This is a genomic window from Flavobacterium sp. WC2409 (genome assembly GCF_041200085.1).
GTDB lineage: Bacteria > Bacteroidota > Bacteroidia > Flavobacteriales > Flavobacteriaceae > Flavobacterium.
The window spans coordinates 1,867,644-1,892,086 of the sequence record NZ_CP165625.1 but is presented as its reverse complement, the minus strand read 5'-3'; the positions used below and the strand labels follow the sequence as shown (position 1 = coordinate 1,892,086).

The window sequence follows — 24,443 nt, the reverse complement described above, 5'->3', positions numbered from 1 at the left end:
ATTATAATGAATTGGATTACTGTAAAAGAATATGAAGATATAACCTATAAAAAATGCAATGGTGTTGCACGAATTGCTTTTAATAGGCCAGATGTACGCAATGCATTCCGTCCTAAAACTACTTCAGAACTATACAATGCCTTTTATGATGCACAAGAAGATACTTCGATAGGTGTAGTTTTGCTATCAGCTGAAGGGCCATCATCTAAAGATGGTGTGTACTCTTTTTGTAGTGGAGGAGATCAAAATGCACGCGGGCATCAAGGATATGTTGGTGAAGATGGGCAACATCGTTTGAATATTTTAGAAGTACAACGCTTGATTCGTTTCATGCCAAAAGTAGTTATCGCTGTAGTTCCCGGTTGGGCCGTAGGAGGAGGACATAGTTTGCATGTAGTTTGTGATTTAACTTTAGCTAGTAAAGAACACGCTATTTTCAAACAAACAGATGCTGATGTAACGAGTTTTGATGGAGGATACGGGTCGGCATATTTGGCTAAAATGGTGGGACAAAAGAAAGCCCGTGAAATTTTCTTCTTAGGACGCAATTATTCTGCTCAAGATGCAATGGATATGGGAATGGTGAATGCTGTAATTCCTCATGCTGAATTGGAAGATACGGCTTACGAATGGGCGCAGGAAATTTTAGGAAAATCGCCAATGGCAATAAAAATGCTAAAATTTGCCATGAATCTTACCGATGATGGTATGGTAGGACAACAAGTTTTTGCTGGTGAAGCTACTAGATTAGCCTATATGACCGAAGAAGCCAAAGAAGGAAGAAATGCCTTTTTGGAAAAAAGAAAACCTAATTTTGAAAAAAAATGGTTACCATAAAAATAGCTTCAGGTTTAATGTTTAAAGTTATTTAAAAACGCTTTAAACGATTAAACTTTAAACATTAAACTAAATATATAAAATGAAACATTGGATTGAAGCGGCCCGTTTGCGCACGTTGCCTTTATCGGTATCAGGAATAATTGTGGGAAGTATGTACGCCTTGGCTAACCCAACAGATAATATACTTACCCCAACTGAAGTTTTTAATTGGAGACTCTTTGGTTTTGCAATACTAACTACACTTGGATTACAAATCTTATCTAATTTTGCCAATGATTATGGCGATGGAATGAAAGGAACCGACAATGAAGATCGTGTGGGACCAAAACGTGCCATACAAAGTGGAGTAATTTCACCACAAGCAATGAAACGAGCTATAATCATTACTTCGGGACTTACGTTGCTTTCAGCGATGTTACTAATTTATTTTGCTTTTGGTGATACAAACCTATTCTATTCTTTTTTCTATTTAGTACTGGGAATTTTAGCAATTGCATCGGCGATACGTTATACAGTAGGAAGTAAAGCATACGGATATCGTGGTTTTGGAGATGTATTTGTATTTATCTTTTTTGGATTAGTAAGTACTTTGGGCGTGAACTTTTTATATTCAAAACAAATTGATGTAGAACTTTTTTTACCAGCAATGGCAATAGGTTTTTTAAGCGTAGGAGTGTTGAATTTAAACAATATGCGGGATGAAGAATCTGATAAAAAAGTAGGGAAGAATACGCTGGTTGTACAAATTGGAGGTAAAAAAGCAAAATTATACCATTACTTTTTAATTCTTTTTTCAATGGCTTTAGTCTTGATTTTTGCTTTACTCAATAGCTTTCAATTTGACCAATACTTATTCCTACTGGCATACATACCTTTAACAAAACATTTAATTAACGTTTATAAAAACCAAGACCCAAAGTTATTAGATCCTGAATTAAAAAAACTAGCACTAAGTACATTTGCACTTTCAGTATTGCTTTCTTTGTGTATGATTTACTTTTTTTCGGATATTATTGTGAACACATTTATGGGGGGTAGATAAAAAATAAAACTATGAAAATAACATTTTACGGACACGCATCTTTAGGGATCAAAGTAGGAGGGAAACACATTTTAGTGGACCCATTTATCACAGCAAATCCATTGGCCGCACATATTGATATCGAAACTTTAAAAGCTGATTATATCTTATTGACGCATGCTCATGGAGATCATATTCTAGATGTAGAAGTAATCGCCAAAAGAACTGGAGCCGTTATTGTTTCAAATGCTGAAATTGCGGGTCACTATGCAGCCAAAGGTTTTACCGCGCATCCTATGAATCACGGCGGAAGTTGGAATTTTGATTTTGGAAAAGTGAAGTATGTAAATGCGATTCATTCCAGTTCATTTCCTGACGGATCTTACGGTGGGAATCCAGGAGGTTTTGTAATCGAAGGCGAGCATAAAAATATTTATATCGCTGGAGATACCGCTTTGACTATGGATATGAAATTGATTCCTATGAGAACCAAATTAGATCTAGCAATTTTACCAATCGGGAATAATTTTACCATGGATGTTGAGGACGCTATTATTGCATCTGATTTTGTGGATTGCGACAAAATACTTGGGTATCATTTCGACACTTTTGGGTATATCAAAATTGATCATAAAGAAAGCATTCAAAAGTTTTTTGATAAAGGAAAAGACTTAATGCTATTGGAAATAGGGGATAGTATCGAATTATAAATTTTCTTAAGGAGCTATTTCCAGCTGTTTTTTACAAACAAAGTTCACTGAACTCCTATGTAAATGAAAGTTAAGTGGAGTAATCTTATGTGCCAAAACCTGGCGCATAAGGATTTTTACTTCCATCTGGGCTACGCCAATTGCAATAAAAGAAACCAAAGTGAAAAAAATCATTGCATTGCTATTTATTAGCATTTTTTATCAGTCGGCTTTTGCTCAAAAAGAAGGCTATTGGGACAAAGACAGAGCAACTACTAAGGAAATTATTGTTTCAGCACGAGACAGAGTCATTGTAAAAACAGATGATTTTCCTGTAGGAACTACAGAGTTGATTTATCGCATTACTTTATTGGATGAAAATCAACAAATGGCCAGTAGTTTAGTTTCTCTATTGAAAGCCATTCCTGACCCAACAGGTATTAGTCAAGGCTCAGCAGGAGCGGTCTTTATTTTATCTAAAATTTCAGGAACGGATAAATGTAATTATGCTGTTTTTTCATCAAATGAGCTCGCTTTAGCGTATCAAAAAGACGATAAAACAGATAAGGCTTGTGTAGTTCAAGATGTACCATTAAGCAAAGATGCTAACCGATTGTCCATCGATAAATCAAGTTGCTTGAAATCCAATACGACTAATTTATGGTTTGGTTTCAAAAGCAGCAACTGGATTATGAAACAAAAAATAATTCTTGAAGTAGTGCCTTGGGTAGATACTAAGCTTAGTAGAGGATGGACTTTAGAAAATAGAAAATACATTATCAATCAATGTAAAACATCTGCTTTGGCTAGAAAACTATCTAACTCGGATGATTTTTGTATTTGTATTGAAGAAAAAATTCAAAAGCAGTACAAGTTTCAGGAATTCCAAAAACTACTCGCTATAGAACAAGCAAAAGCATACAAAGATTTTGGCAATAGTTGTTTTAATGAAATAAACGGTTCTAAAGGTGTTTTGGATAATTTACGTATACAAGCATCCAATTTCATTAAAAAAGGAGATTATGGCAACGCAATTGCACAATACAATACAATTATCAATGAAGGTAAAGCCACAGCATTAGATTATAATGCAATTGGGTACACTTATATTTTAACCAAGCAATATGGTAAAGCAATCAAATCTTTAAAAGAAGGAGTGAAGCTAGATGATACTGAACTGTTAGTAAAACTAAATTTAGCACATGCTTATTTATTCAATGACGAGTATAGAAGTGCTAAAACTATTTACAAAGAATATCAAACTCAAAACGTAACGGATAGCTTAAGTTGGATTCAAAAAATCAATAGTGACTTTGCTATCTTCAAGAAAGTAGGTTTGCCTTCGGGAGATTTTGAAAGAGTTTTGAAGTTGATGGAAAAATAGTTTTTGTAACCATATAAGTCATTTAAGTTTAGCAGATGTTGAGGAAACTCAAATGTCCTTAAATGGCTTATATAGTTTTAGATTTATTACTTAAAATAGGTTTTCGATTGCAATAATAAAACTTATATGACTTATACGTTTGAATTATAGAGCTAAGAACTTTAAATGCTTTAAAAAATAAATAATTTATGAAAACAGCAATTACAATTACACGTTATTTTGGGATATTTATGCTATTTATTGGCGTGGTTTTAAATCTTAAAATGTATCTATTGGTGGAAAGTCCAACCTATATGTTTACTATATTGAGTTTTTTCGGAATTTTATTAATTGGAATCTCCTACTTGATGAAACCAAAATCGTAATTCTTTAAAAACAATTTAGTTCGCATTAAAATGAAAGCTACTTACCACAAATATATTCTCGACTTCAAGCGTCCGTCTGGGACTTCTCGTGGCGTATTAACTCAAAAAGAAACTTGGTTTATTGTGCTTGAAAAAGACGGTAAAAAAGGAATAGGAGAGTGTGGTGTTTTGCGCGGTTTGAGTATTGATGATCGACCAGATTATGAAATTAAATTGCGATGGACTTGTGCTAATATTCATCTGGGTGAAGAGCAACTTTGGGAAGCTTTAATTGAGTTTCCCTCAATACAGTTTGGGGTGGAAATGGCCTTTCAATCTTTGGCAAGTGTAACACCTTTTGAATTGTTTCCTTCGGACTTTGTTGCGGGTGAAAAATCAATTCAAATCAATGGACTTGTATGGATGGGAGAACCTTCTTTTATGAAGGAGCAAATCGAGGAAAAATTAGCCCAAGGATTCAATTGTATAAAATTGAAGATTGGAGCGATAGATTTCGATAAAGAATTGGAATTGTTAGCTTTTATTAGGGTAAATTTCAGTCCCGAACAAGTCGAAATCCGAGTGGATGCTAACGGCGCTTTTAGTTTAAATAAAGCTTTAGTTAAAATAACACAACTAGCTGGTTATGTATTGCATAGCATAGAGCAGCCTATTGCTAAAAACAACACTGACAGGATGTCAGAGCTATGTAAAACCACTCCTTTGCCGATTGCTTTGGATGAAGAACTGATTGGCGTGTTTTCATTTGAAGATAAAGAACGACTATTGCAAAAAATAATGCCACAATATATCATTTTGAAGCCTAGTTTTATAGGTGGTTTTAGAGGAACGAAAGAGTGGATTTTACTGGCCGATAAGTATCAAATTGGTTGGTGGATTACTTCGGCTTTGGAGAGTAATATTGGTTTAAATGCCATCGCACAATGGACTTATTTACAGCACAATTTAATGCCACAAGGGTTAGGGACTGGAGCACTTTATACTAATAATTTTGATTGCCCATTACAAGTTAGTCAAGGGCAATTATGGTATGAAAAAGACCGTGGTTGGGACTTTGATTTTAACCAATTAGAAACGGTTTAACTATCGAAAAGGCGTGTTTTGTAAAATGTCGATTCAGGTTTTATTAGCTTATTTTTATTGCATTTTTTTAGCAAATTTTCCAATAGTTAGTCCTTGTACTAAAATAGAAAAACAAACAATTACATAGGTGATTGTTACCCATATTTCTTTGTGATATTCTGGATTAATTGATAAAGCTAGAGCAATAGAAATGCCTCCTCTTAGACCTCCCCACGTTAATATTAGTCTCGTTTTTTGAGTTATTTTTTCTTTAAGTCGTACCGAAATAGATGGAATAAAAATGGATATGTAACGAGTAATTAGTGTAATGACTAAAATAATAAAAGCTGCAATAAGTATTTTTTGATTGGTTTGAATAACTAAAAGTTCTAATCCTATAAGTACAAAAAGAAGTGCATTTAGGATTTCATCTATTAGTTCCCAAAATCCGTCTACATATCGTGCTGTTATATCTGACATACCTAAAGTTTTTCCTTGGTTACCAGTAATCAACCCCGCAACAACCATAGCTAGTGGGCCTGAGACATGAAGATAGTGTGCAAGTGTATAACCTCCCATAACGATTGCTAAAGTGATTAATACTTCTACTTGGTAATGATCTATACTGGCTATGAATTTAAATCCAATATAACCCACTATCAGACCTAGAATTAAACCTCCGATAGCTTCTTGACCAAACAACATCATTATACTAATTGCGTCCAAGTTTGCACCAGGACTAGCTAGTTTTAATAGTGTAATGAATACTACAACAGCTACACCGTCGTTAAATAAAGATTCTCCTGCGATGATTGTTTCTAATGATTTTGAAATTCCAGTACTCTTTAAAATACTCAAAACTGAAATAGGATCTGTAGGTGAAATTAAAGCTCCAAAAAGCATGGAGTGGATCAAATCTATTTTGAAACCCATAAAAGTCAATACATAATAAGATGCAAATCCTATTAGGAAGGTACTAATCAGCACGCTTATGGTTGAAAATAATAAGATACTTAATTTTTCATTGTTCAAATCTTTGAATTTAATGTGAATTGCTCCTGCAAAAAGCATAAAACTCAACATTCCTTCCAGTAGTAATTCACTAAAATTGATATTGTACATGGTAGCAGTTATGTCTCGCTTGAAATCAGGGAAATTATTCCCGAAAACTAATATAAATAGAGAAAAAACTAAGGACACAAGCATTAAACCAATAGTGCTTGGTAATTTTAGGTAACGAAAATTAATGTAAGCAAAGACTGCTGATACTACAATTAGTATTGAAAAAAGATGAAATACGTCCATTATTATTTTTTGATATTGATATTGAAATCAGGTGCTTGAACCAAGTGGAATGTGGCGGAAGCCATTTTTACCTCTCCGTTTGTAGCTTCTATTTGGCTTAAGATTTTAGAAAACAATGCCGTTTTGGTAAATCTTCTTTTTTTATAACCTACCACATAACGAAGCGTATATTCGGCCCAATTGTCATTGGCAACCAAGGAAATCATGGGTTCAGTTTGTGCGTCTTCTAATCTATATTTATTTTGAAGTTTTTTCCATTTTTCTTTTGAAGTATTGGTTAAATCACCTGCAACTTCGATACCTACATTCAATATTATTTCTTGAGCTTTATCGTAATTGCTTCCGTATTGAATGGGTATTTTTATTTCGTCCCATAAAAAAGGAAAATCTCCAGAATAATTAAAAACAGGTTCTTTAAAAACATAACTATTGGCAATCAATACTATTCTTCCATTGTATAAATCACCATCAACCCATTGCCCTGTTTCCATAATTGTAGTTCGTAGCACTCCAATATCCATTACGTCTCCTTTTATTCCTCCTAGTTGTACGCGATCTCCTGTATTATAAAATCCACCAAACATGATGGCTAACCAACCTGCAAATGAAGCAATAACTTCCTGTAAGGCAAACGCAATTCCTGCACCTGCAACGCCTAATGCAACAGTAAATCCACCTAACTTATCACTAAAAACAACAGTCAAAAAAATAATAGTTATCAAATAACCCACAAAAGTGCTGAACTTTTTAGCTTTATATCGATTGTCATTGTCTTTAATTTTTGAAAACAGCTTTTTTTGAAGGGCATTAATAATCATCCAAATTATGGCAACACCAACAAGAAAAGTCACAATTTTCCCAACAGTGGGATTATATAGGTATTCTTGGATTTGCTTTTCCATTTTTGTCTATTTGTTGATGTGTATTACTCTTTGAGGAAAAGGAATGATGATATTATTTTCTTTAAATAATTCAAATATTTTGATCCTCATTTCACTTTTTATACTTTCGACTCTAAAAACATCTTCAGACCAGAAAATAACAGAAAAATTTAGTGATGAATCACCAAAATCAGTAAATCGAACAAAAGGATTTGGTTCCTTTAGTACACCGTTTTGACTATCAACAGCTTCCTTAAGTACTTGCATTACTTGTTTTATATCCGATGAATAATCTACACCTATATTGACGTCAAACCTTGACGAGAGATCATTATGTGTCCAGTTTATTAACTGATTTTTTGTTAAATTAGAATTAGGTAGGATAATGTATTTATCATCTCGCGTTAAAACGGTGGTTGTTCTTAAGTTGATTTCCTTTACAATACATATTAATCCGTCAGCTTCTATAACATCATTTACCTTAACTGAAGAGTCAACCAAGAGTATAATTCCAGAAACAAAATCACTAAATAGGTTTTGTAATCCCAAACCAATCCCAACTAATAATGCTGCTGAACCTGCTACTAGTACCGATAAATTAAATCCAAATAGTTGTAAACCAGTAATAATCGAAATTACAATAATTAAATATCTGACTAAACTGTAAATGGAATATTTTTTAGCTTCGTCAATTTTGTCAACTTTGTAAATTGTTTTTTTAATAATTTTCAAAAGAAGACCCGTTACGATAAGAAAGACGAATAGCTTTATAATGCTAATAATCTTAATATTGAATTCTCCATCTTGAAAAAGAGTATAGTTTAATAGTTCTTTCATTGCATTGTTATTGAGAGAATTAAATAAGAGAATATTAAAATTACATAATTAAACGTACACCACCAAGTTCAGATACTCTATAAGAGAAACGATTTCCTGGAGAACCAATAAACATAAAGTTTTTTGGAATTTTCCATTTATTTGATAGTTCATCGATGATTTCAGGACCAAAAACACCTTCTAGTTCAATAAATTCGATATCAATTTCAGGATAGGCGCGATCTAATACTTTAAGATCTTTTATAAGTAAATCGTTATTTTCCCCTTCACTTTTTACATTGACAATTTTTAATTTTTTAGTGGTTTCGTTATTTTGAACGTATTGCATTACCTTATTTATGATAGCGACGTCATCCCCTTTTGTGAAAAACACAAGTTCTTGTGAATTGATTTTTAAATTCATTTTCAATAAATAACGATTACTGAAAATAACCATTCTTCGTAATGGTTTGTAAAAATATTCTAAAGCTTCAATCAATACTTTTATAAGAAAAGATCGGTTGAGCATAATTGAGACAAAAAGTAAAGCTGGAATTAAGTATTTAATAAAAGTGTAGAAAGAGTCTACATTTAATTGAACATTTCCTATAAAGGCAGCTATGATAAGTGAAACTGCAAAAACTACTGCAATTCCTCTTGCTTTTTCTGGTCTTGGTAATTTTTTACGTTTGAATTTTAATAATAAATTTCCAATTCCAAATAATCCCATTACCGCTAAGAAAGAGAAGGTGTAAACTCCAGCTAATGCAATAAGATTACCTGCCGTAACGAATAAAACGGATACACATAATATTAAGAAACTGATGATTATTCTATAATTAGAACCACGCTTATTTTGTTTTAAAAAGTAGTTGGGTAAAATACGGTCTAAAGTCATACGATTTAATAAACCTGAAACTCCTACAAATGATGTTAAAACAGCACCACAAAGTACTAGAACAGCATCTATAGAGATAAGATATGCTAACCAAGATCCACCAGTTGTGTGTCCTAAATAAGCTAATAATGACTCTTGATGTTCTCCAACTTGCGCAAGGGGGATAATACAAATTAATAATAATGCTATAACTGGATTGAAAAAACTTACTATAGCCCACATATTGCGAAGTGTTTTAGGGAAAACACCTTGCTCTTGTTCCTCAACAAAATTAGCTGAACTTTCAAAACCTGAAATACCTAACATTGCTGCCGAAAACCCTAAGAATAATGCATTGATAATTCCGCCTGAACTCACAGGTAGACTCCAGTTGATATTGAAAGTTTCTAATCCATTAGAGAAAATAAACCAAGAAGACGCTAGGACTAATATACTTAAGGTCGATAAATGAATAATAAAAATTACAACAGCAACAATTGCTGATTCTCCAATTCCTAAAATAGCTAATCCAGTAAAAGCTAGTAATACAACTACTGTTGCAATTGCGACATTAATTCCTGGAGCTATACCATGTAGATAATGCATTCCTTCAGATGCCGATATAACAGCTGTCGCCATATAAGATAATACCGTTAAGGTAGCAGCAAGTGAAGCTAACCTTTTGGAAGAAGTATTTAATAATACATTGTAAGCACCACCGTTTAGAGGAATAGCACCAACAACTTCACCATATATTTTTCGGAATAAAAATAATACAACTGCAACTAATAATAATGAAATCCAAGCATATTGCCCTGCATACATAATTGTAAGTGCTGATACGTAAAGACAAGATGAACTAATATCATTTCCGCAAATTGCGGTTGCTTGTAATTCATTTAATTTTTTATGTAATACTTTTTTCATTATTTTTTTAGATTTAGCTCAACAATTGTTGATATACATTACTCGCAAGATAATCATTTGTAATAGATTGCCAAATTAGATAATAAATTCTTGATTCATCATAAAAGAGAAATGAAAAGCATTTTTAAGTACGGATTGTATTTTTTTTTATTTTAAAATATTGATTTTCATATATTTGAATAATTTTAGTTTTTAATTCATTATCTTTAAGTACTATAAATAGAATTGTAAAAATTGGTACTATGAAGCTTCTTTTCAAATTTAAATGGTCAATTGTCACAGTGTTTTTTGATAGTTTCCAGATAAATGCTCAAAAATAATCTATAAATATTTTATTGAAGGATTCTCTTCAGTAAAAAGAAGTTTTTAAAACAATTAGTGAAGACCGGCAATTGGCAAGGCAGTTCGAATTATATTTAAAAAATAGAAAAAACACAACACATGTTATTGGTAATAAAAAGATGATAATTGGTAATAGCATGGAGATAGATTCTATAGATATAAAACGCAGTCATGGTGAATAATAGGATAGTTTATAACTTGTAAAAAATGAGTTAAATTGGATTTTGCTTAAAAAGAAGGTCTATTTTAACTAATAAAAGCAAATTACTTAATAACATTAATTGCTGGAAATAATGATGTATCACGATACTTACTGGAACATGGGAATAATGTGGGTTATATGGTTACCTATAATGGTATTTTGTTTTATTTTTTTATTTCGATTTTTTGTTAAATCCAATACTAATACGTTTTCGGAAAAGGAATCCCCTTTGGAAATTTTGAAAAGAAGATATGCAAATGGGGAGTTGTCTACAGCCGAATTTGAAGAAAGAAAAAAAATACTAGGAGATAATTAGACTCTTTAAATTGATTAGATCTATTAGAATTATTTTTGCTCTCTAAACAAAGACTAATTTATTCATTCAATAAGCGGCGGTGGTAATTTATTTGTCCTAGATGATAGGATAGGTGAGTAGTCAAATGTATGAGCATAAACTCCGTTGACGTTTTATTTTCGAAAACTAATAAAGGATAATCCATTTTTAAATCATCTTCTTTTATTGCATTTAAAGCTTCCTCTACTACAAGTATTGTGGCATCGATTTTTTGTATCAAATCGTATTTAGGAACATTCTTTAATGAAAATTCAAGAGGTCTATTTCTGATATAGTTAGTATTTCCAAAAACACTTCCTATGTATGTATTAAGATTTCCTATTAAGTGTAGGCATAGATTTCCAGCTGAATTTGATATTTCTTTTTCAACATGCCATATTAAACTCTCATTTTGATACAAATCAATTTCGTTTATTAACTGATTAAGATCTCGTTTAAATATAGTTTTTAGAGTATTAATTATCATTGTTTATTTTTTTGGTAATCCTTAAGGGATGAAATTGCTTTCTCGTGAATTTTTTTTTGCATGAAACCAGTCCAACCAAATAAGATTCCAGGAATTCCAAAAGCTTGTTTTGACCATTTCCAAATGTCAAAATCATCAGTATGTTTAATAATTAAACCGTTTTTAAAATGGAAATGAGAACTTACTTCATTTATAACTTTCCGTTTCGTTTTGCTAAAATTATAGGTGGCTACCCATTTTGCAGTACCTAAATATTCATCAGCTTCTATATTAGAGAATACTATTTTGATGTTTCCTTTACTACTTTTAATTAGCATTTTCCACATATCACAAGCTTGATTTCCTTTTAATAGACCAAAAACAGGATCTCTAAATTTAATATCTGGATGATAGCATTCGCACATTGTAGATGCATCGGCATTAGTAAAGGCAGTGTAGAATTTGGTTAGCGTTTTTTCGTTCTCGGTCATATTTAAAAATTATGAACAGTAAAAATAATAATTTTTTTGTTAAGAATTAATTTTATATTCAATATCTAAAAATGAATTTAATTTAATATTTTTAAGATTTCAATTATTTTTTAGTTGTTTAACTATCTATTTTACTTGTTAGGCAATTGTTATTTCATTTGACAAATAGATTTTTTGTACTGAATTTATGAGTTTAACACCTTCACTAAAAGAGCGTTGAAAAGATTTTCGCCCCATTATCACTCCAGAACCTCCTGCTCTTTTATTTATTACTGCTGTTCTTACCGCTTCTGCAAAATCAGTTTTACCTTTTGATTCTCCGCCAGAACTAATCATTCCAATGCGACCTGAATAACAATTTAGTACTTGATAACGGCACAAATCGATAGGGTGCTCACTAGAAAGTTTTGAATACATATCAGGATTAGTTTTAGCAAATTTTAAAGTAGTAAAACCACCATTGTTGAGTGGTAATTTTTGTTTTATAATATCTGCTTGTAATGTGACACCTAGATAATTGGCTTGTCCTGTAATATCTGCAGCAATATTGTAGTCTATTCCATCTTTTATAAAGGCTTTGTTTCGGGTGTAACACCAAAGTATAGTTGCCATTCCTAAATTATGTGCTTCTTCAAATGCATGTGCGACTTCTATGATTTGTCTGTCTGACTCAGCTGATCCAAAATAAACAGTAGCACCTACAGCAACTGCTCCCATATTCCATGCATCACGTACACTGGCAAACATGATTTGATCATATTTGTTAGGATACGTCATTAATTCATTGTGATTAATTTTTACAATAAAAGGAATTTTATGTGCATACTTTCTAGAGAGCAATGCTAAACCTCCCATTGTAGAGGCTACTGCATTACAACCAGCTTCTAATGCTAACTTTAATATATTTTCTGGGTCAAAATAAATTGGATTTGGAGAAAAGGAACTACCAGCAGTATGCTCAACTCCCTGATCAACGGGTAAAATAGATAGGTAGCCAGTTCCAGAAAGATTTCCATTGTGATAAAGTTGATTTATACTTCTAATGGATTGCTCATTTCGATTACTATTTAAAAACGAATCAACGCTATCTTTATTGGGTAAATGGATTTGATTTTTAGCAATTGTTTTGCACACATGATTCAACAAGTTCTCTTTATCATTACCTAATAAATCTAATAATTGGAATATGTCTTTCATCATAATTTTAATAAAATATTAATTTCCTCAAGAATTATAAAAAGAATAATCAGTATATCCTTTTTCATCAGCGGTATAAAAGAGATCCATATTTAAATCTTCACAAAGTGGCCAATTATTTTTAAATCGATCTACAAGATCAGGATTTAAGATAAACGGTCTACCAAAAGCAACAAGATCCGCTAAACCACTTTCAATAGCTTCTTCGGCGGTTTTATTATTAAAGCCACCGCAAAGAATAATAGCATTTTTAAAATTTTCACGAATCATTTTCTTTATTTCTAATGGAACAGGAGGGGATCCCATCGCAGAATGATCAACTAAATGGATATATGCAATATCTAATTTATTAAGTTCCTTAGATAAATAGTCATAAGTAGCATCTATTTCAGGATAATGTGACATATCGCTGGCTACTCCATAAGGGGATAAACGAATTCCTGTTTTGTCTTTTCCTATTGCATTGGCAACACCTTTTACTACTTCTAGAACAAATCGGCATCTGTTTTCAATACTTCCGCCATAATTATCAGTGCGGATATTAGTTATTGGGGACAGGAACTCTTCTAATAAATAACCATTGGCTCCATGCAACTCTACACCATCAAAATGCGCAAATAAAGCATTTTCGGCAGCACATATAAATTCAGTTTTGGCATGAATTATATCTTGTAAAGTCATTTCAGTAGGAGTTTCAAAATCTTGAAAATATTTTAAGTCGGTCCACATTTGTCCACTTGCTTTTACTGCTGAAGGGGCGAGTATTTTGGACCCAACAGGCATATTAAGTGGATGACTTATTCTTCCTGAGTGCATCAGCTGAACAATTATTTTTCCATTGTTCTTATGTACAGTTTCTGTGATTTTTTTCCAGGCCTCAACTTGTTTTTCACTAAATATCCCTGGAATTCTGGCATACCCTAGTCCATTAGGGGATGGTGCTGTTCCTTCGGTAATAATTAATCCTGCAGTTGAACGTTGTTGATAATATTCACACATAAGTTCATTTGGAATATTTTTTAATGCCCTGCATCTCGTCATTGGCGCCATAACAATTCGATTCTTTAATTCGATTGAGCCAATTTTTATAGGGGTGTATAATTGATTTTCTCTCATGATATAAGTGTTAAATTGCTGATATAAAGATAATTATATTTATTGATTTAATTGGTGAAAATGGTTGCAGAATTGAATTCTAAATGGTGAAAGTGTTATTTTTTATTTATAATTAAATAAAAATGGAGCATAAAAAAAGAGGATAGACTTTTAAGTTTCTATCCTCTTTTTCAAATTATAAAAAATATATTCACTTTTATTTAGTAGCAGGAATAATATCAATTATTACTGTTCTATTATAAGAACGCTCTTCTGGAGTTTTATTTTCAAATGGAGCTTTATTTTCATCTTCCCCAAATCCATGTAATTCAAATTTCACATCATTTCTTCCAGTTTTTGACAAACCACTTTCAATGATATTTTTCACATCATTAGCACGAGCTAAAGACAATTCTTGATTATGGACTTCTTCACCAATTACATCAGTGTGACCATGAATAATTACAGTTGCTCCATTAGGAATTTTTGGTGCAATAACTTCAGTTAGGTATTTTTCATAGATTGTAATCGCTTTAGATTTATTAAATTCATAAATAATACTATATCTAATTCCTTCTTCCACTTTAGCAGGTGTCCAAAGCACAACATGTATTGGGCTTTCTTTCTGTACAATTTTACCGCTTTTAGATTGACCAATCATTTTTACATTGTAATCCCCTTCTGCACGGTTACCTAAGATTGCTTTACCAGGTATACGAACTACATCTTCTGTATATGGACCAAAAGATTGTACTTTTCCTTGTTCATCAGCAATTTGTAAAGACCATGACGATAAAGCTTCAGTAGCTCCTGTATTATCAAAAGTAACATAGCTTTCAATTGGTGCTTCTTGTAGTGCTACAATTTTTACTGGTTTCAATTGGGCATCAGGTCCGTTTTGAAATTCCATCAATAAATCTGGTGAAGTACTTTCAATTGATACTCTACGATCTCCTTCATTAAGAAGTTCTAATTCTAATGTTCCTCCTGGTTGTAAAGAAGGGATATTAGGTTTTGTTTGACCTTTAGTTATGATTCTTGACGCATCAATTGCAAATACATTTACTAAATACGTTTTAACAGATTCTGCCATTACTAATCCATCTGTAGGACCATTTTCTGAAGACCCTACTAAAGAAATTGTTGATGTAGGATTTTTTTGCATACGATCACCTAAAATATTCAAAATATTATAGTAAACAGTCATTTGTCGTTTTGAACGGTCAGACAAGTTTTTAGGAGCATAAACTTCTAATTGATCTTCTTTGAAATCTTTTACCTGATTTTTAGTTAATAAAACATAACGGTTTGGAATTTCAGTTGAACCGGCATTAAAATACACATAGTTTCTAAGTGGGAATATTTCATTATATCTAGACTCACCTGGTAGATTACTTGGTGAATTAATAGAGAATTTCACTTCGGCGTCTTTTACCATATCAGTAGACTGTTGGATATTTTGGCCTTGTCCAAATTTAAGTGCAACACCAGCTCTTACAGTAGTAATATTCCAAGTTTCAGTTGAACGAGGATCTTGACCAAAATAAGGTTGGAAAGAAACAAAAGGAGACAATACAAATTGCGTTTTGTTACTATCTGTTGAAAGTGGAATGTCATATCCAGCTCCTATTTGCATAGAAACAATCGTTTTATTGACATTGTCAAAATCACCTTTCACAGCTGGATTAGCTGTTTGATCTGGATATGCAGGATTTATACCTAATTGATAGGTAAATGATTTATCCATATTGAAAGCCAAACGTGGACCTCCATATATATAGAAATTAGATTTGAAAGGAGCGAAACGCAAACTTGGCTCCACTGTAATATAACTCACGTTCGTTTTTAAATCCGCAGGACAGTCACATGCTGTAACTACTTGGTCAAATTTACCCTTACGATTGTCATATCCAGCTTGTAACATAACTCCCCATCTTGAATCAGCAGGACGATATTCTAAAAGTGGTGCAATAAAAAGACCAGCTCCAAATCCATCATGAAATGTTTTAGGAGAAGTAAAACTAGCATTCATTTGCTGTGTTGACCCTCTGTAAAAATTAAAATTAGCACCACCAGCTAAACCAAAATACCATGAAGGTTTTGTATACTTAGCTTCTAGAGTCTCTTGTGCTTGAACTGAAGTTTGAAAACTCAACCAAGCTAAAGTAATAATTCCGATACTTTTTAAGGTACTATTAGTAAGAGACCATGCAGTAGATGGTGTCTCGTTATAAATATTTTTTGATTTCATTTTTGATGTATTTTATTATTAGGTTTTATTTAAATGAATCCCGCCCTAAGACGGGATATTTAAAACTTTGATTGTTTACTTAATTAGCAGGGATATTAATAATTGTATTTACCATAGTTACAGAAGAAACTAATGAAATAGCTCTACCATTTAATACTGTTTCTTGACCTACAAGAGTTGTACTATTTCCTGGAGAAGACAATGTCACACCATTATTAGCAATAATGTTTCCTACCATTACACCACCACCACCGTAGTTAATTACGGCTGTGCTACCTACGTACCAATACACATTATTTGCTGAACCAACTCCATTTTTAAATTTAACACTTCTAGAAGCTGCTGGAGATCCCACTGTTAGGGATGATGCTGCTTGGAAATACCAAACTGCATTTGCATCACCTTGTGCATCTAATTCTAAATCACCATTTGTAATTTTATAGGTACCACTTGCTGATTTATACACACCAGGCGCCAATGATAAGGCTCCTAATTCACCAGATCCTTGATCACTTCCACCTGGTTTCGAAGCTGGAGAAATACTATTATAAACATCTCTTGCAGCATTCAATCCTTCAAGTGCTATTTGTGCTTTTGTACCATTTCCTGGTGCAGGTGCTGCAGCAAAGACTCCACCAGCTACAAGACCGTTATTAAGAGGTGTAACAGTATATACTTCAAATGGTGAAGCTAAAATATCTGTAAAACCTGTTACTAATGTAGAAGCAGCTGTTGTACCAATTCCTCCATTATTAATTCTTGTTAATAATCCTTGATTCGTTATTCCAGCATTTCCACCAAAGACTCCGAAAGTTAATTTTGAAGTAGAAGGGATAGTTGGGTTTGTAACCAATGTTGTAAAGCTCCATACATAATCATTAGCTAAAGCAACACCTGCAGCATTTTTTGCACCAGTTGTAATTGTCGCAGTATAAAGTTTCCCTTCCAATAGATCATTTGTTGGATTAAAAGAGGCAGTTGTTCCAGAATAGCTTACTGTTCCTGCAATTGTTGTTATACCTTGTTTTAAAGTAAAAGTCGTTCCATTAATTGTTAACGGATCCATAATCATACTAAAGTTAGCTGTAACCGTTTGATTTAGATTAATTCCTGTCGTATTGTTTATTGGATCTGTTGCAGTTACTGTAGGAGCTACTAAAGCACCCGTTGTAAATTTCCATACATAGTCACTTAATAATGCAGTATTATCTAAATTTGTAACTGCTTTAGAAACTGTTGCTGTGTATACAGTATTAGGAGCTAAAGGTCCTGTTGGAGTAAAGATAGCAGTAGTACCACTATACGATACAGTTCCTGAAACTGCTGTAGTTCCTTGTTTTAAAGTAAAGTTAGTTGTATTAATAGTTGAAGCTTTCATTGGCATATTGAAATTAACACTTACTAATTTGTTTAAAACAACATTATTGGTGTTATTTTCAGGATCAGTTGATGATACCATTGGGGTAATTGTTAAACCAGTACTGAAAGTCCAAATAGTTTCGGTTTGTAATGCGTTACCCGTAAGATCTTTTACAGTTCTTGTTATTCTTGCACTGTACGTAGTGTTAGGAGTAAGCAATGCAGATGGAGTAAAAGTTGCTGTAGTTCCACTGTATGTTACTACACCTGCAACTTGAGAAGTTCCGGTTAAAGTAAATGAAGACTGATTTATAGTTTCAGGATTCATTTCTTCATTAAAGCTTACAGTAATTATTTGATCAAGAGGAACGTTTATAGCTCCATTGACTGGACTGGTAGTTGTCACAAGCGGACAAACACCATCTACTTCTTGAAAATCATCATTTGCACAGCCATAAAATAAGGCTATGAATAGTACTGAGACGGTTAATAGTAATTTTCTTGTTTTCATTTTTATTTTATTTTGGGGATTGATTGTTAAGTGAGACAAAGGTTCATTGTTAATGCCTCTAACTTGTTATACTATTAATTTTCATTGTTTTATAATTCACTGATACAAAATTCAGTATTTTTTGTAATTAATTATATATCAGTATTTTATATTGTAATTTTTTTTGAAAAATCTTATTTTAAATTTTAAAATGTCGGTAGTTTTTATATAAAAAAAGAGTACGGGTGTAAGTAAAATCGCATAGGTGTCAATATAGTATGGGTTTTATATCATGCTATAAAAAAGATTCCCTCTTAAAAACAATTTTAATTGTTTTTAAGAGGGAATCTTTTTATACAAAATCCATAGACATTTAGGATTCCATCTCCTAAAATTTAATATAATCCGTTTACAATGGCATTTACATTTTTACTTTTTTCTTTAGATATAAAACATGTGCGTTTAACTCTCTAGTTAAAAGGTCTAGTGATAATGCGGATTCTTTTATGTAATCGATAGATTGTTTAATTTCTTCTTTTGAATCTTTAGTTATATCAATCATGAGAGACAAACCAATAATATTAGCAATTGGCTGTCTGACTTTATGTGAAGTCAAATACATGATTTTTTCTAAGCCCCTAATATATTCTTTTTGTGATTCTTCGGCATTCTTAAGTTCTATATTGGTTGCCATTAATTCTGCTGCTCTTTTTTCTTTTTCATCATTTTGAAAGGCGAGTTCTTTATTAGCAATAATTAATTCAGCTGCTCTTTTTTCTTTTTCATTATTTTGAAAAGCGAGTTCTTTATTGGCAATAATTAATTCAGCTGCTCTTTTTTCTTTTTCATTATTTTGAAAGGCGAGTTCTTTATTGGCAATAATTAATTCAGCTGCTCTTTTTTCTTTTTCATCATTTTGAAAGGCAAGCTCTTTATTGGCAATAATTAATTCAGCCGCTCTTTTTTCCTTTTCATCATTTTGAAAAGCGAGTTCTTTATTGGCAATAATTAATTCAGCCGCTCTTTTCTCTTTTTCATCATTTTGAAAGGCGAGTTCGGTATTGGCGATAATTAGTTCAGCTGCTTTTTTTTCTTTTTCATTATTTTGAAATTCAAGCTGCAAATTAGTAATTATCAAATCTTCTTTTTTCATTTTCATGTCCATAATAAAAAGCTACTTTTTTGTGATTTACCGACAACAATTCATGAAATCTTAAATAGTTATAAATAAATCGTATGCCTTTTAAAAGTAATTTATTGGTCTAAAAAAACAATTACTTATATAAATTAACGGCATTATTAATTTAAATAAATTTGATTGAATTATAAAGTGGAGTGTTTAGAAACAAAATTTGAAACTACAAATTGAAATACAGAACCCAAAACTCTTTTTACAGGATTTTGTGAACTACCTAATATTAATTTCCTAGACAAATATCCTGTTGATAGGCCTATGACGTTATTGAGAATGCTATTTTTAATGACTGGAGAATCTGTTAGATCTGTAAAAGCATTTTTAATTAAATTCATTGGTTTTATGCTCTCATAAGTAGTATGAAATTGTTCTTTAAGAGATTCGAATTCATCTGCTTTTTTTGTTTTTAGAGCTAAAATCGTTTGGTCTAAAAGATCGGTTTCGTTTAATTTTTTCATTTTATTTCTGTTTTAGCATTTTTCTAATGATAAAATTGCTTACCGGCATTTTTATCCATTGATCTTTATAGTAATACAATACAATAGAAATAATGAGGTAGAATGCGGCTACAATAAAAAAACCATAAAAGAAATTACCAAGTGTTTCGCCAATCCAAAAAGACAATCCAAAATTAAAGAGTAAAATGAACATAACAAAAACAATAGCAATTGCTAGTCTTGAAATTAATGAGGATAAAACGTCCGAAGATTTATCTATAACATTTAGCTTCGCTAACTCTATAGAAGTGCGGGTGTAATTCTCAGCCTTTTCAAAAAGAATTTCTATTGTTGATGTTGTATTATTGTTCATAATATAAATTAGTTATTTAAATTCTTGATATCTAAATTTTCCAATTCTTTTTTTGTTTTATCAAATTTTGATTTTCCTTCTATATAAAGATCTTGACCTTCTTGTTTTAGAGTTTCATATTTTTTAGAAATAGTATCTAAAGCAGTCTCGTATTTGTCTTTTAAATCATCAGCATAATCATTGCTTTTACGTTTGATTTTTTTTCTAGTTTTTTCGCCTTTATCTGGAGCAAATAAGATTCCCATTATTGCACCTGCTGCAAGTCCACCTAATACTCCTAATATTACTTTATCTGTTTTCATAATAATTTTTTTAATGTTTACTTTTTTAATTTTTAGTTGATTTTTTATAATCTTCTTCCTTGGATTATTCTTAATATTATTGCTATGATTGCAATAACTAATAAAATATGTATTATCGATCCTAAACTGTATGCAAAGAATCCAATTGCCCAAAAAATGATTAAAATGACTGCTAATGTGTAAAGTAGATTGCTCATGATCTTTAGTTTTATTAATTAATATTTGTTTGTTGAGTTTCTGTTTTTATATATAACAAAGGTCATTATTTTACTAAAGGAATCTGTTACACAACTTTATTTAAAAGTTACATTATTAACACTTTTTACTTTTTTTGATGCTGTAAAATTTTGAAAAGAGTCACTTTTATTCATTCAGCTATCTGCAATAGCTATTAAATGGAATTAAGAATTTGGTATATTTCAACTTCTGTTTTGCCAAGCTTAAGTTTAAGCTTCTCTATCATTTCATTTTCCTTACCTTCCAGAAAAAGAAAATCAGTATCTGTTAGTCCAGCAAATTTTTCTTTTAACTTTGCTTTCTGTACCTCCCAGGTCTCTTTAATTTTTTCTGATTTATTTTTCATTATATTTAATTTGAAATATGTTTTACAAAGGTGGGGGGGTTTATGCTAGAAAGTCTTACATAACTTTTTAAAGAATTTATATGATTTACTTATTTTGGTTTATTTTATAGAAGAGATAGGCTATAATTTAAAAAAAAACACCACATTTATTTAAAAATGAAGTGCTTCTTTATAATTTTTAAAAATCAGTAATGTTTTACTATTTACTTATTAATCGTTAAAAAACAGTTGTTTAAAATGTTTAATCTTATTTTTTTTGTTCAGTATTGATCTTCTCTTTTTTTGCGTTTTCTATTTCTTCGATTTTCTTTTCTTCTGCTTTTTTCTTTTTATTAAAATATCCTTTTAGTAGAAAATTATGTTTTGCCGCTTCCATATTCTCACTCAATCCTTTGGAACCTGTTTGTAGGTTTGTAAGTGTTTTTGTTAGACTGTTAGCAAATTTTTCATCGGTAATTAATTTATTCAAAGCACCATTTCCATTATTCATCTTATAAGTAAATTGAGCAAGCTCATCGGTTATTATGCTAGCATTATCAATACTGGTTTTAAGGCTTCTCATTATTTCATCCATTTCAATGGGGTTTATTGAGGCTATATTATCATTGTCCTTTACTTTGTTTTTTGAAGCAGTACCTGGAGAAATAATAAGTACTTTATCACCCATTAATCCATCTGATCCTATGCTTGCATGGGCATCTTTTTTTATGAATTTTTGCACGTCTTTTTCTATTAATAATCGAACAACAACTGATGTATCTGTTATTAATTGAATCTCACTAACAGTTCCAACGTTTATACCCGAAAAAAGCACATTATTCCCCACTTCTAAACCACTTACATTTTTAAAATGTGAGTTTAAAATGAATGTAGAGCCAAATAAATTTTTTTGTTTTCCAACAAAATAAATAGTGGACGTAAAAGCGACCAATCCTATTAATACAAACATTCCTAATTTCCATGTACTTCCTGATTCCTTTTTCATTCTTAAATTCTTAAATTAACTAATTATATAAAAAAGGAACGAACCCATTCGTCCTTACTGTTTTCTAATTCTTCGTAACTGCCTTCAACATGAATTACTCCATCTTTTAATATTGCAATGTTGTCTGCGGTAAGTTTTGCACAAGCCATATCATGGGTGATAATAATTGACGTTGTGTTATTTTTTTTCTTTATCTCTAAAATCAACTCACTAATTTCCCTAGAAGTAATTGTATCTAGTCCAGTAGTGGGTTCATCATAAAGAATAATTTCGGGTTTTAAGATTAGAGTTCGAGCAAGTGCAATTCTTTTTCTCATTCCTCCAGAAAGTTCTGAAGGCATTTTATGAATTGCTTCCGCCAATCCAACACTTTCCAATACATCTATAATTTCCTTTTCTATTTCTTCATCGGTTAAATTTTTCACATGGCGGGTTAATGTAAATGCAAGGTTTTGTTCTACAGTCATAGAATCATATAAGGCTGAATTTTGAAATAAAAAACCAATTCGAACTCTTATTTTATTTAGTTCCTCTGTTTGCAAATCAAGTATTTCTTGACCAAATACTTTTATTTCTCCTTTATCTGCCTGAACTAATCCTACAATGCATTTTATAGTTATTGATTTTCCAGATCCAGATTTTCCTAGAACGACTAAATCCTTGCCTTTGTTAAGTGTAAGGTTAACTCCTTTTAGAACGGAACTATTTTTTCCAAAAGACTTGTGTAGATCTTTTATTTCAATAAGGGGAGTTGCATCTTTTACAATGACTGGTGTTTCTAAAACTAGGTGCTCTTGTTTCATTCTAAAAAAATAAATCGGTTAATTGAACTGCTAACATGTCTATAATAAAAATAGTTAATGATGCAGTCACGACTGCTGAATTTGCTGCTTTACCCACGCTTTCAGTTCCATTCTCGGCGGTGAACCCTTTGTAACAGCCAATCATTCCAATGAAAAAACCAAAGAAAAAGGTTTTGATTGTTGCAGGAATGATATCAATAAAGGCTAATGAATCGAAAACTTTAGAAACATATCTAAATAGATTTACATCTCCATGCATATTGATTCCTATATAACCACCTAATATTCCAATTCCATCTGCGAAGATGACCAACATGGGAATCATAAGTGTAGTTGCTAAAATACGAGTAACAACGAGGTATTTAAAAGGATTAATTGCTGCGACTTCCATAGCATCTATTTGTTCAGTCACTTTCATAGAACCTAGTTCAGCACCAATTCCAGATGAAATTTTACCTGCACAAATTAATGCAGTTATCACAGGAGCAATTTCTCTAATCAATGAAAGTGCCACCATTCCAGGTAACCAAGATTCAGCCCCAAATTTGGCTAGGGTAGGACGTGATTGAAGCGTAAGTACTAAGCCCATTATAAAACCGGTAAGGGCTACTAAGGGCAATGATTTGTATCCAATAATATAACACTGCTTTATAAATTCTTTAAATTCATAAGGGGGAGCTACAGCTTCTTTGAAAAATTTTGATGCAAATTTTGTTACATCACCTACATCACTAAAGAGGTTCTTAAAATAAATAATCAAAATGGTGGGTGTTATTAAGTTTAATGTTTGGTAATTGAAAAATAGTTATGTTTGAATAAATCATACTGTTTAAGACTCTTCAGATTACATTTGATTTTAGTAGATAAATATTATAAACGATGAGAGTGAATGTTTAATGATTTCATTTTGTCATGATCATCATTAATTAAAAAATATTGATTGTTTAGCATCGCCTTTTGTTTATAATTAAGGTTGCCTAGATTACTGTATATTGCTTCATAATAACTTTGAATTATAATAGACTCATTTCGTTCACAGGAATATATTATATTGTTTAAATCAGTATTAAAAACAAATTTTGTAAACTTCAACCAAAAGTGATGAAGCAAAGTATTTTTACTTTTTTCTTCAATTGGTGTGCCTCCTAATTTTATAATTTCTTTTCTAAGTTCTTTTTTACATGCTAGACTCGTTTTTTGAAAACTCATAAATGTTTTTTTCAAAAAAGATTCCTTGCTATCTGTCGATGCCCATTTATATCTTTTAATTCTAGCATTATTGATTACTATAAATGAATTTAATACGCTAATTGCTTTTTCATTATCCATTTTTTTAATTTTTAGTTAGAAATTTTATTTTATAAATAAACA

27 protein-coding genes are annotated in these 24,443 nt (G+C 31.5%); 7 read left to right on the top strand and 20 right to left on the bottom strand.

The genetic code is table 11. The features are described 5' to 3' along the window. Window positions 1-6 precede the first annotated feature (6 nt). The 6 genes from AB3G34_RS08120 (at window position 7) to AB3G34_RS08095 (ending at window position 5,382) form a co-directional block, all read left to right on the top strand. On the top strand, window positions 7-837 hold the full coding sequence (locus AB3G34_RS08120) for a 1,4-dihydroxy-2-naphthoyl-CoA synthase (protein WP_367753676.1): 831 nt from the start codon (window positions 7-9) through the stop codon (window positions 835-837). 82 nt (window positions 838-919) lie between these two features. Continuing rightward, on the top strand, window positions 920-1,882 hold the full coding sequence (menA, locus tag AB3G34_RS08115) for a 1,4-dihydroxy-2-naphthoate octaprenyltransferase (RefSeq protein WP_367770584.1): 963 nt from the start codon (window positions 920-922) through the stop codon (window positions 1,880-1,882). An 11-nt stretch (window positions 1,883-1,893) separates the two neighbouring features. Continuing rightward, window positions 1,894-2,571, top strand: coding sequence for a metal-dependent hydrolase (locus AB3G34_RS08110; RefSeq protein WP_367753672.1), 678 nt, complete (start codon window positions 1,894-1,896; stop codon window positions 2,569-2,571). A gap of 160 nt (window positions 2,572-2,731) precedes the next feature. Then, window positions 2,732-3,934: a tetratricopeptide repeat protein gene (locus tag AB3G34_RS08105; RefSeq protein WP_369754037.1), complete on the top strand. Its 1,203-nt coding sequence runs from the start codon at window positions 2,732-2,734 to the stop codon at window positions 3,932-3,934. Between the two features lie 188 nt (window positions 3,935-4,122). After that, a complete protein-coding gene (locus AB3G34_RS08100; RefSeq protein WP_367770575.1) occupies window positions 4,123-4,299 on the top strand; it encodes a hypothetical protein in 177 nt (58 codons plus the stop codon). 30 nt (window positions 4,300-4,329) lie between these two features. Next, window positions 4,330-5,382 carry an o-succinylbenzoate synthase gene (locus AB3G34_RS08095; RefSeq protein WP_369754034.1) on the top strand — a complete coding sequence of 351 codons (1,053 nt, stop codon included), beginning with the start codon at window positions 4,330-4,332 and terminating at the stop codon, window positions 5,380-5,382. 54 nt (window positions 5,383-5,436) lie between these two features. Here AB3G34_RS08095 and AB3G34_RS08090 read toward each other — a convergent pair whose 3' ends face one another. From AB3G34_RS08090 to AB3G34_RS08075, 4 genes are read right to left on the bottom strand one after another with little or no spacing between them, the layout of a single operon-like run. After that, window positions 5,437-6,666 (bottom strand): cation:proton antiporter, encoded by a 1,230-nt coding sequence (locus AB3G34_RS08090; RefSeq protein ID WP_367770570.1) that lies wholly within the window; start codon window positions 6,664-6,666, stop codon window positions 5,437-5,439. A gap of 2 nt (window positions 6,667-6,668) precedes the next feature. Further along, window positions 6,669-7,568, bottom strand: coding sequence for a mechanosensitive ion channel family protein (locus tag AB3G34_RS08085; RefSeq protein ID WP_367770567.1), 900 nt, complete (start codon window positions 7,566-7,568; stop codon window positions 6,669-6,671). A gap of 6 nt (window positions 7,569-7,574) precedes the next feature. After that, window positions 7,575-8,384, bottom strand: coding sequence for a mechanosensitive ion channel family protein (locus AB3G34_RS08080; protein WP_367753660.1), 810 nt, complete (start codon window positions 8,382-8,384; stop codon window positions 7,575-7,577). A gap of 40 nt (window positions 8,385-8,424) precedes the next feature. Beyond that, the gene (locus AB3G34_RS08075) at window positions 8,425-10,167 is read right to left on the bottom strand and encodes an APC family permease (RefSeq protein WP_369754033.1); all 1,743 of its coding nucleotides are present in this window, start codon (window positions 10,165-10,167) and stop codon (window positions 8,425-8,427) included. 635 nt (window positions 10,168-10,802) lie between these two features. Here AB3G34_RS08075 and AB3G34_RS08070 point away from each other — a divergent pair. Continuing rightward, complete coding sequence (locus tag AB3G34_RS08070; protein WP_369754032.1) at window positions 10,803-11,027, top strand: SHOCT domain-containing protein; 225 nt, start codon at window positions 10,803-10,805, stop codon at window positions 11,025-11,027. Window positions 11,028-11,085: 58 nt separating this feature from the next. On the opposite strand, the gene AB3G34_RS08065 is transcribed toward AB3G34_RS08070, so the two are convergent. The 16 genes from AB3G34_RS08065 to AB3G34_RS07990 form a co-directional block, all read right to left on the bottom strand. Next, on the bottom strand, window positions 11,086-11,532 hold the full coding sequence (locus tag AB3G34_RS08065; RefSeq protein ID WP_369754031.1) for a DUF1572 family protein: 447 nt from the start codon (window positions 11,530-11,532) through the stop codon (window positions 11,086-11,088). Continuing rightward, window positions 11,529-12,002: a nuclear transport factor 2 family protein gene (locus AB3G34_RS08060; protein ID WP_369754029.1), complete on the bottom strand. Its 474-nt coding sequence runs from the start codon at window positions 12,000-12,002 to the stop codon at window positions 11,529-11,531. The genes AB3G34_RS08065 and AB3G34_RS08060 overlap by 4 nt, the downstream gene beginning before the upstream one ends. Before the next feature lie 138 nt (window positions 12,003-12,140). Next, complete coding sequence (locus tag AB3G34_RS08055) at window positions 12,141-13,199, bottom strand: class I fructose-bisphosphate aldolase (protein WP_369754089.1); 1,059 nt, start codon at window positions 13,197-13,199, stop codon at window positions 12,141-12,143. A 27-nt stretch (window positions 13,200-13,226) separates the two neighbouring features. Further along, a complete protein-coding gene (locus AB3G34_RS08050) occupies window positions 13,227-14,315 on the bottom strand; it encodes an alkene reductase (RefSeq protein ID WP_369754028.1) in 1,089 nt (362 codons plus the stop codon). A gap of 196 nt (window positions 14,316-14,511) precedes the next feature. Next, window positions 14,512-16,545: an outer membrane beta-barrel protein gene (locus AB3G34_RS08045; protein ID WP_369754027.1), complete on the bottom strand. Its 2,034-nt coding sequence runs from the start codon at window positions 16,543-16,545 to the stop codon at window positions 14,512-14,514. Window positions 16,546-16,624: 79 nt separating this feature from the next. Then, window positions 16,625-18,415: an Ig-like domain-containing protein gene (locus AB3G34_RS08040; protein WP_369754026.1), complete on the bottom strand. Its 1,791-nt coding sequence runs from the start codon at window positions 18,413-18,415 to the stop codon at window positions 16,625-16,627. A 400-nt stretch (window positions 18,416-18,815) separates the two neighbouring features. After that, complete coding sequence (locus AB3G34_RS08035; protein WP_369754025.1) at window positions 18,816-19,547, bottom strand: diguanylate cyclase; 732 nt, start codon at window positions 19,545-19,547, stop codon at window positions 18,816-18,818. 170 nt (window positions 19,548-19,717) lie between these two features. Beyond that, window positions 19,718-20,047 (bottom strand): hypothetical protein, encoded by a 330-nt coding sequence (locus AB3G34_RS08030; protein ID WP_369754023.1) that lies wholly within the window; start codon window positions 20,045-20,047, stop codon window positions 19,718-19,720. A gap of 1 nt (window position 20,048) precedes the next feature. Further along, window positions 20,049-20,399, bottom strand: a complete 351-nt coding sequence (locus AB3G34_RS08025) for a hypothetical protein (RefSeq protein ID WP_367753640.1) — start codon at window positions 20,397-20,399, stop codon at window positions 20,049-20,051. Window positions 20,400-20,407: 8 nt separating this feature from the next. Beyond that, window positions 20,408-20,701, bottom strand: coding sequence for a YtxH domain-containing protein (locus AB3G34_RS08020; RefSeq protein WP_367753638.1), 294 nt, complete (start codon window positions 20,699-20,701; stop codon window positions 20,408-20,410). A gap of 44 nt (window positions 20,702-20,745) precedes the next feature. Beyond that, window positions 20,746-20,898 (bottom strand): lmo0937 family membrane protein, encoded by a 153-nt coding sequence (locus tag AB3G34_RS08015; RefSeq protein WP_367753636.1) that lies wholly within the window; start codon window positions 20,896-20,898, stop codon window positions 20,746-20,748. A 194-nt stretch (window positions 20,899-21,092) separates the two neighbouring features. Continuing rightward, complete coding sequence (locus AB3G34_RS08010) at window positions 21,093-21,284, bottom strand: hypothetical protein (protein ID WP_367770541.1); 192 nt, start codon at window positions 21,282-21,284, stop codon at window positions 21,093-21,095. A 247-nt stretch (window positions 21,285-21,531) separates the two neighbouring features. Next, window positions 21,532-22,269, bottom strand: a complete 738-nt coding sequence (locus AB3G34_RS08005) for an MlaD family protein (RefSeq protein WP_369754022.1) — start codon at window positions 22,267-22,269, stop codon at window positions 21,532-21,534. Between the two features lie 23 nt (window positions 22,270-22,292). Beyond that, the gene (locus tag AB3G34_RS08000; protein ID WP_367770536.1) at window positions 22,293-23,072 is read right to left on the bottom strand and encodes an ABC transporter ATP-binding protein; all 780 of its coding nucleotides are present in this window, start codon (window positions 23,070-23,072) and stop codon (window positions 22,293-22,295) included. Between the two features lies 1 nt (window position 23,073). Further along, window positions 23,074-23,832, bottom strand: a complete 759-nt coding sequence (locus tag AB3G34_RS07995; protein ID WP_367753628.1) for an MlaE family ABC transporter permease — start codon at window positions 23,830-23,832, stop codon at window positions 23,074-23,076. Between the two features lie 110 nt (window positions 23,833-23,942). Next, window positions 23,943-24,401, bottom strand: coding sequence for a PA2169 family four-helix-bundle protein (locus AB3G34_RS07990; protein WP_367753626.1), 459 nt, complete (start codon window positions 24,399-24,401; stop codon window positions 23,943-23,945). Between the last annotated feature and the right edge of the window lie 42 nt (window positions 24,402-24,443).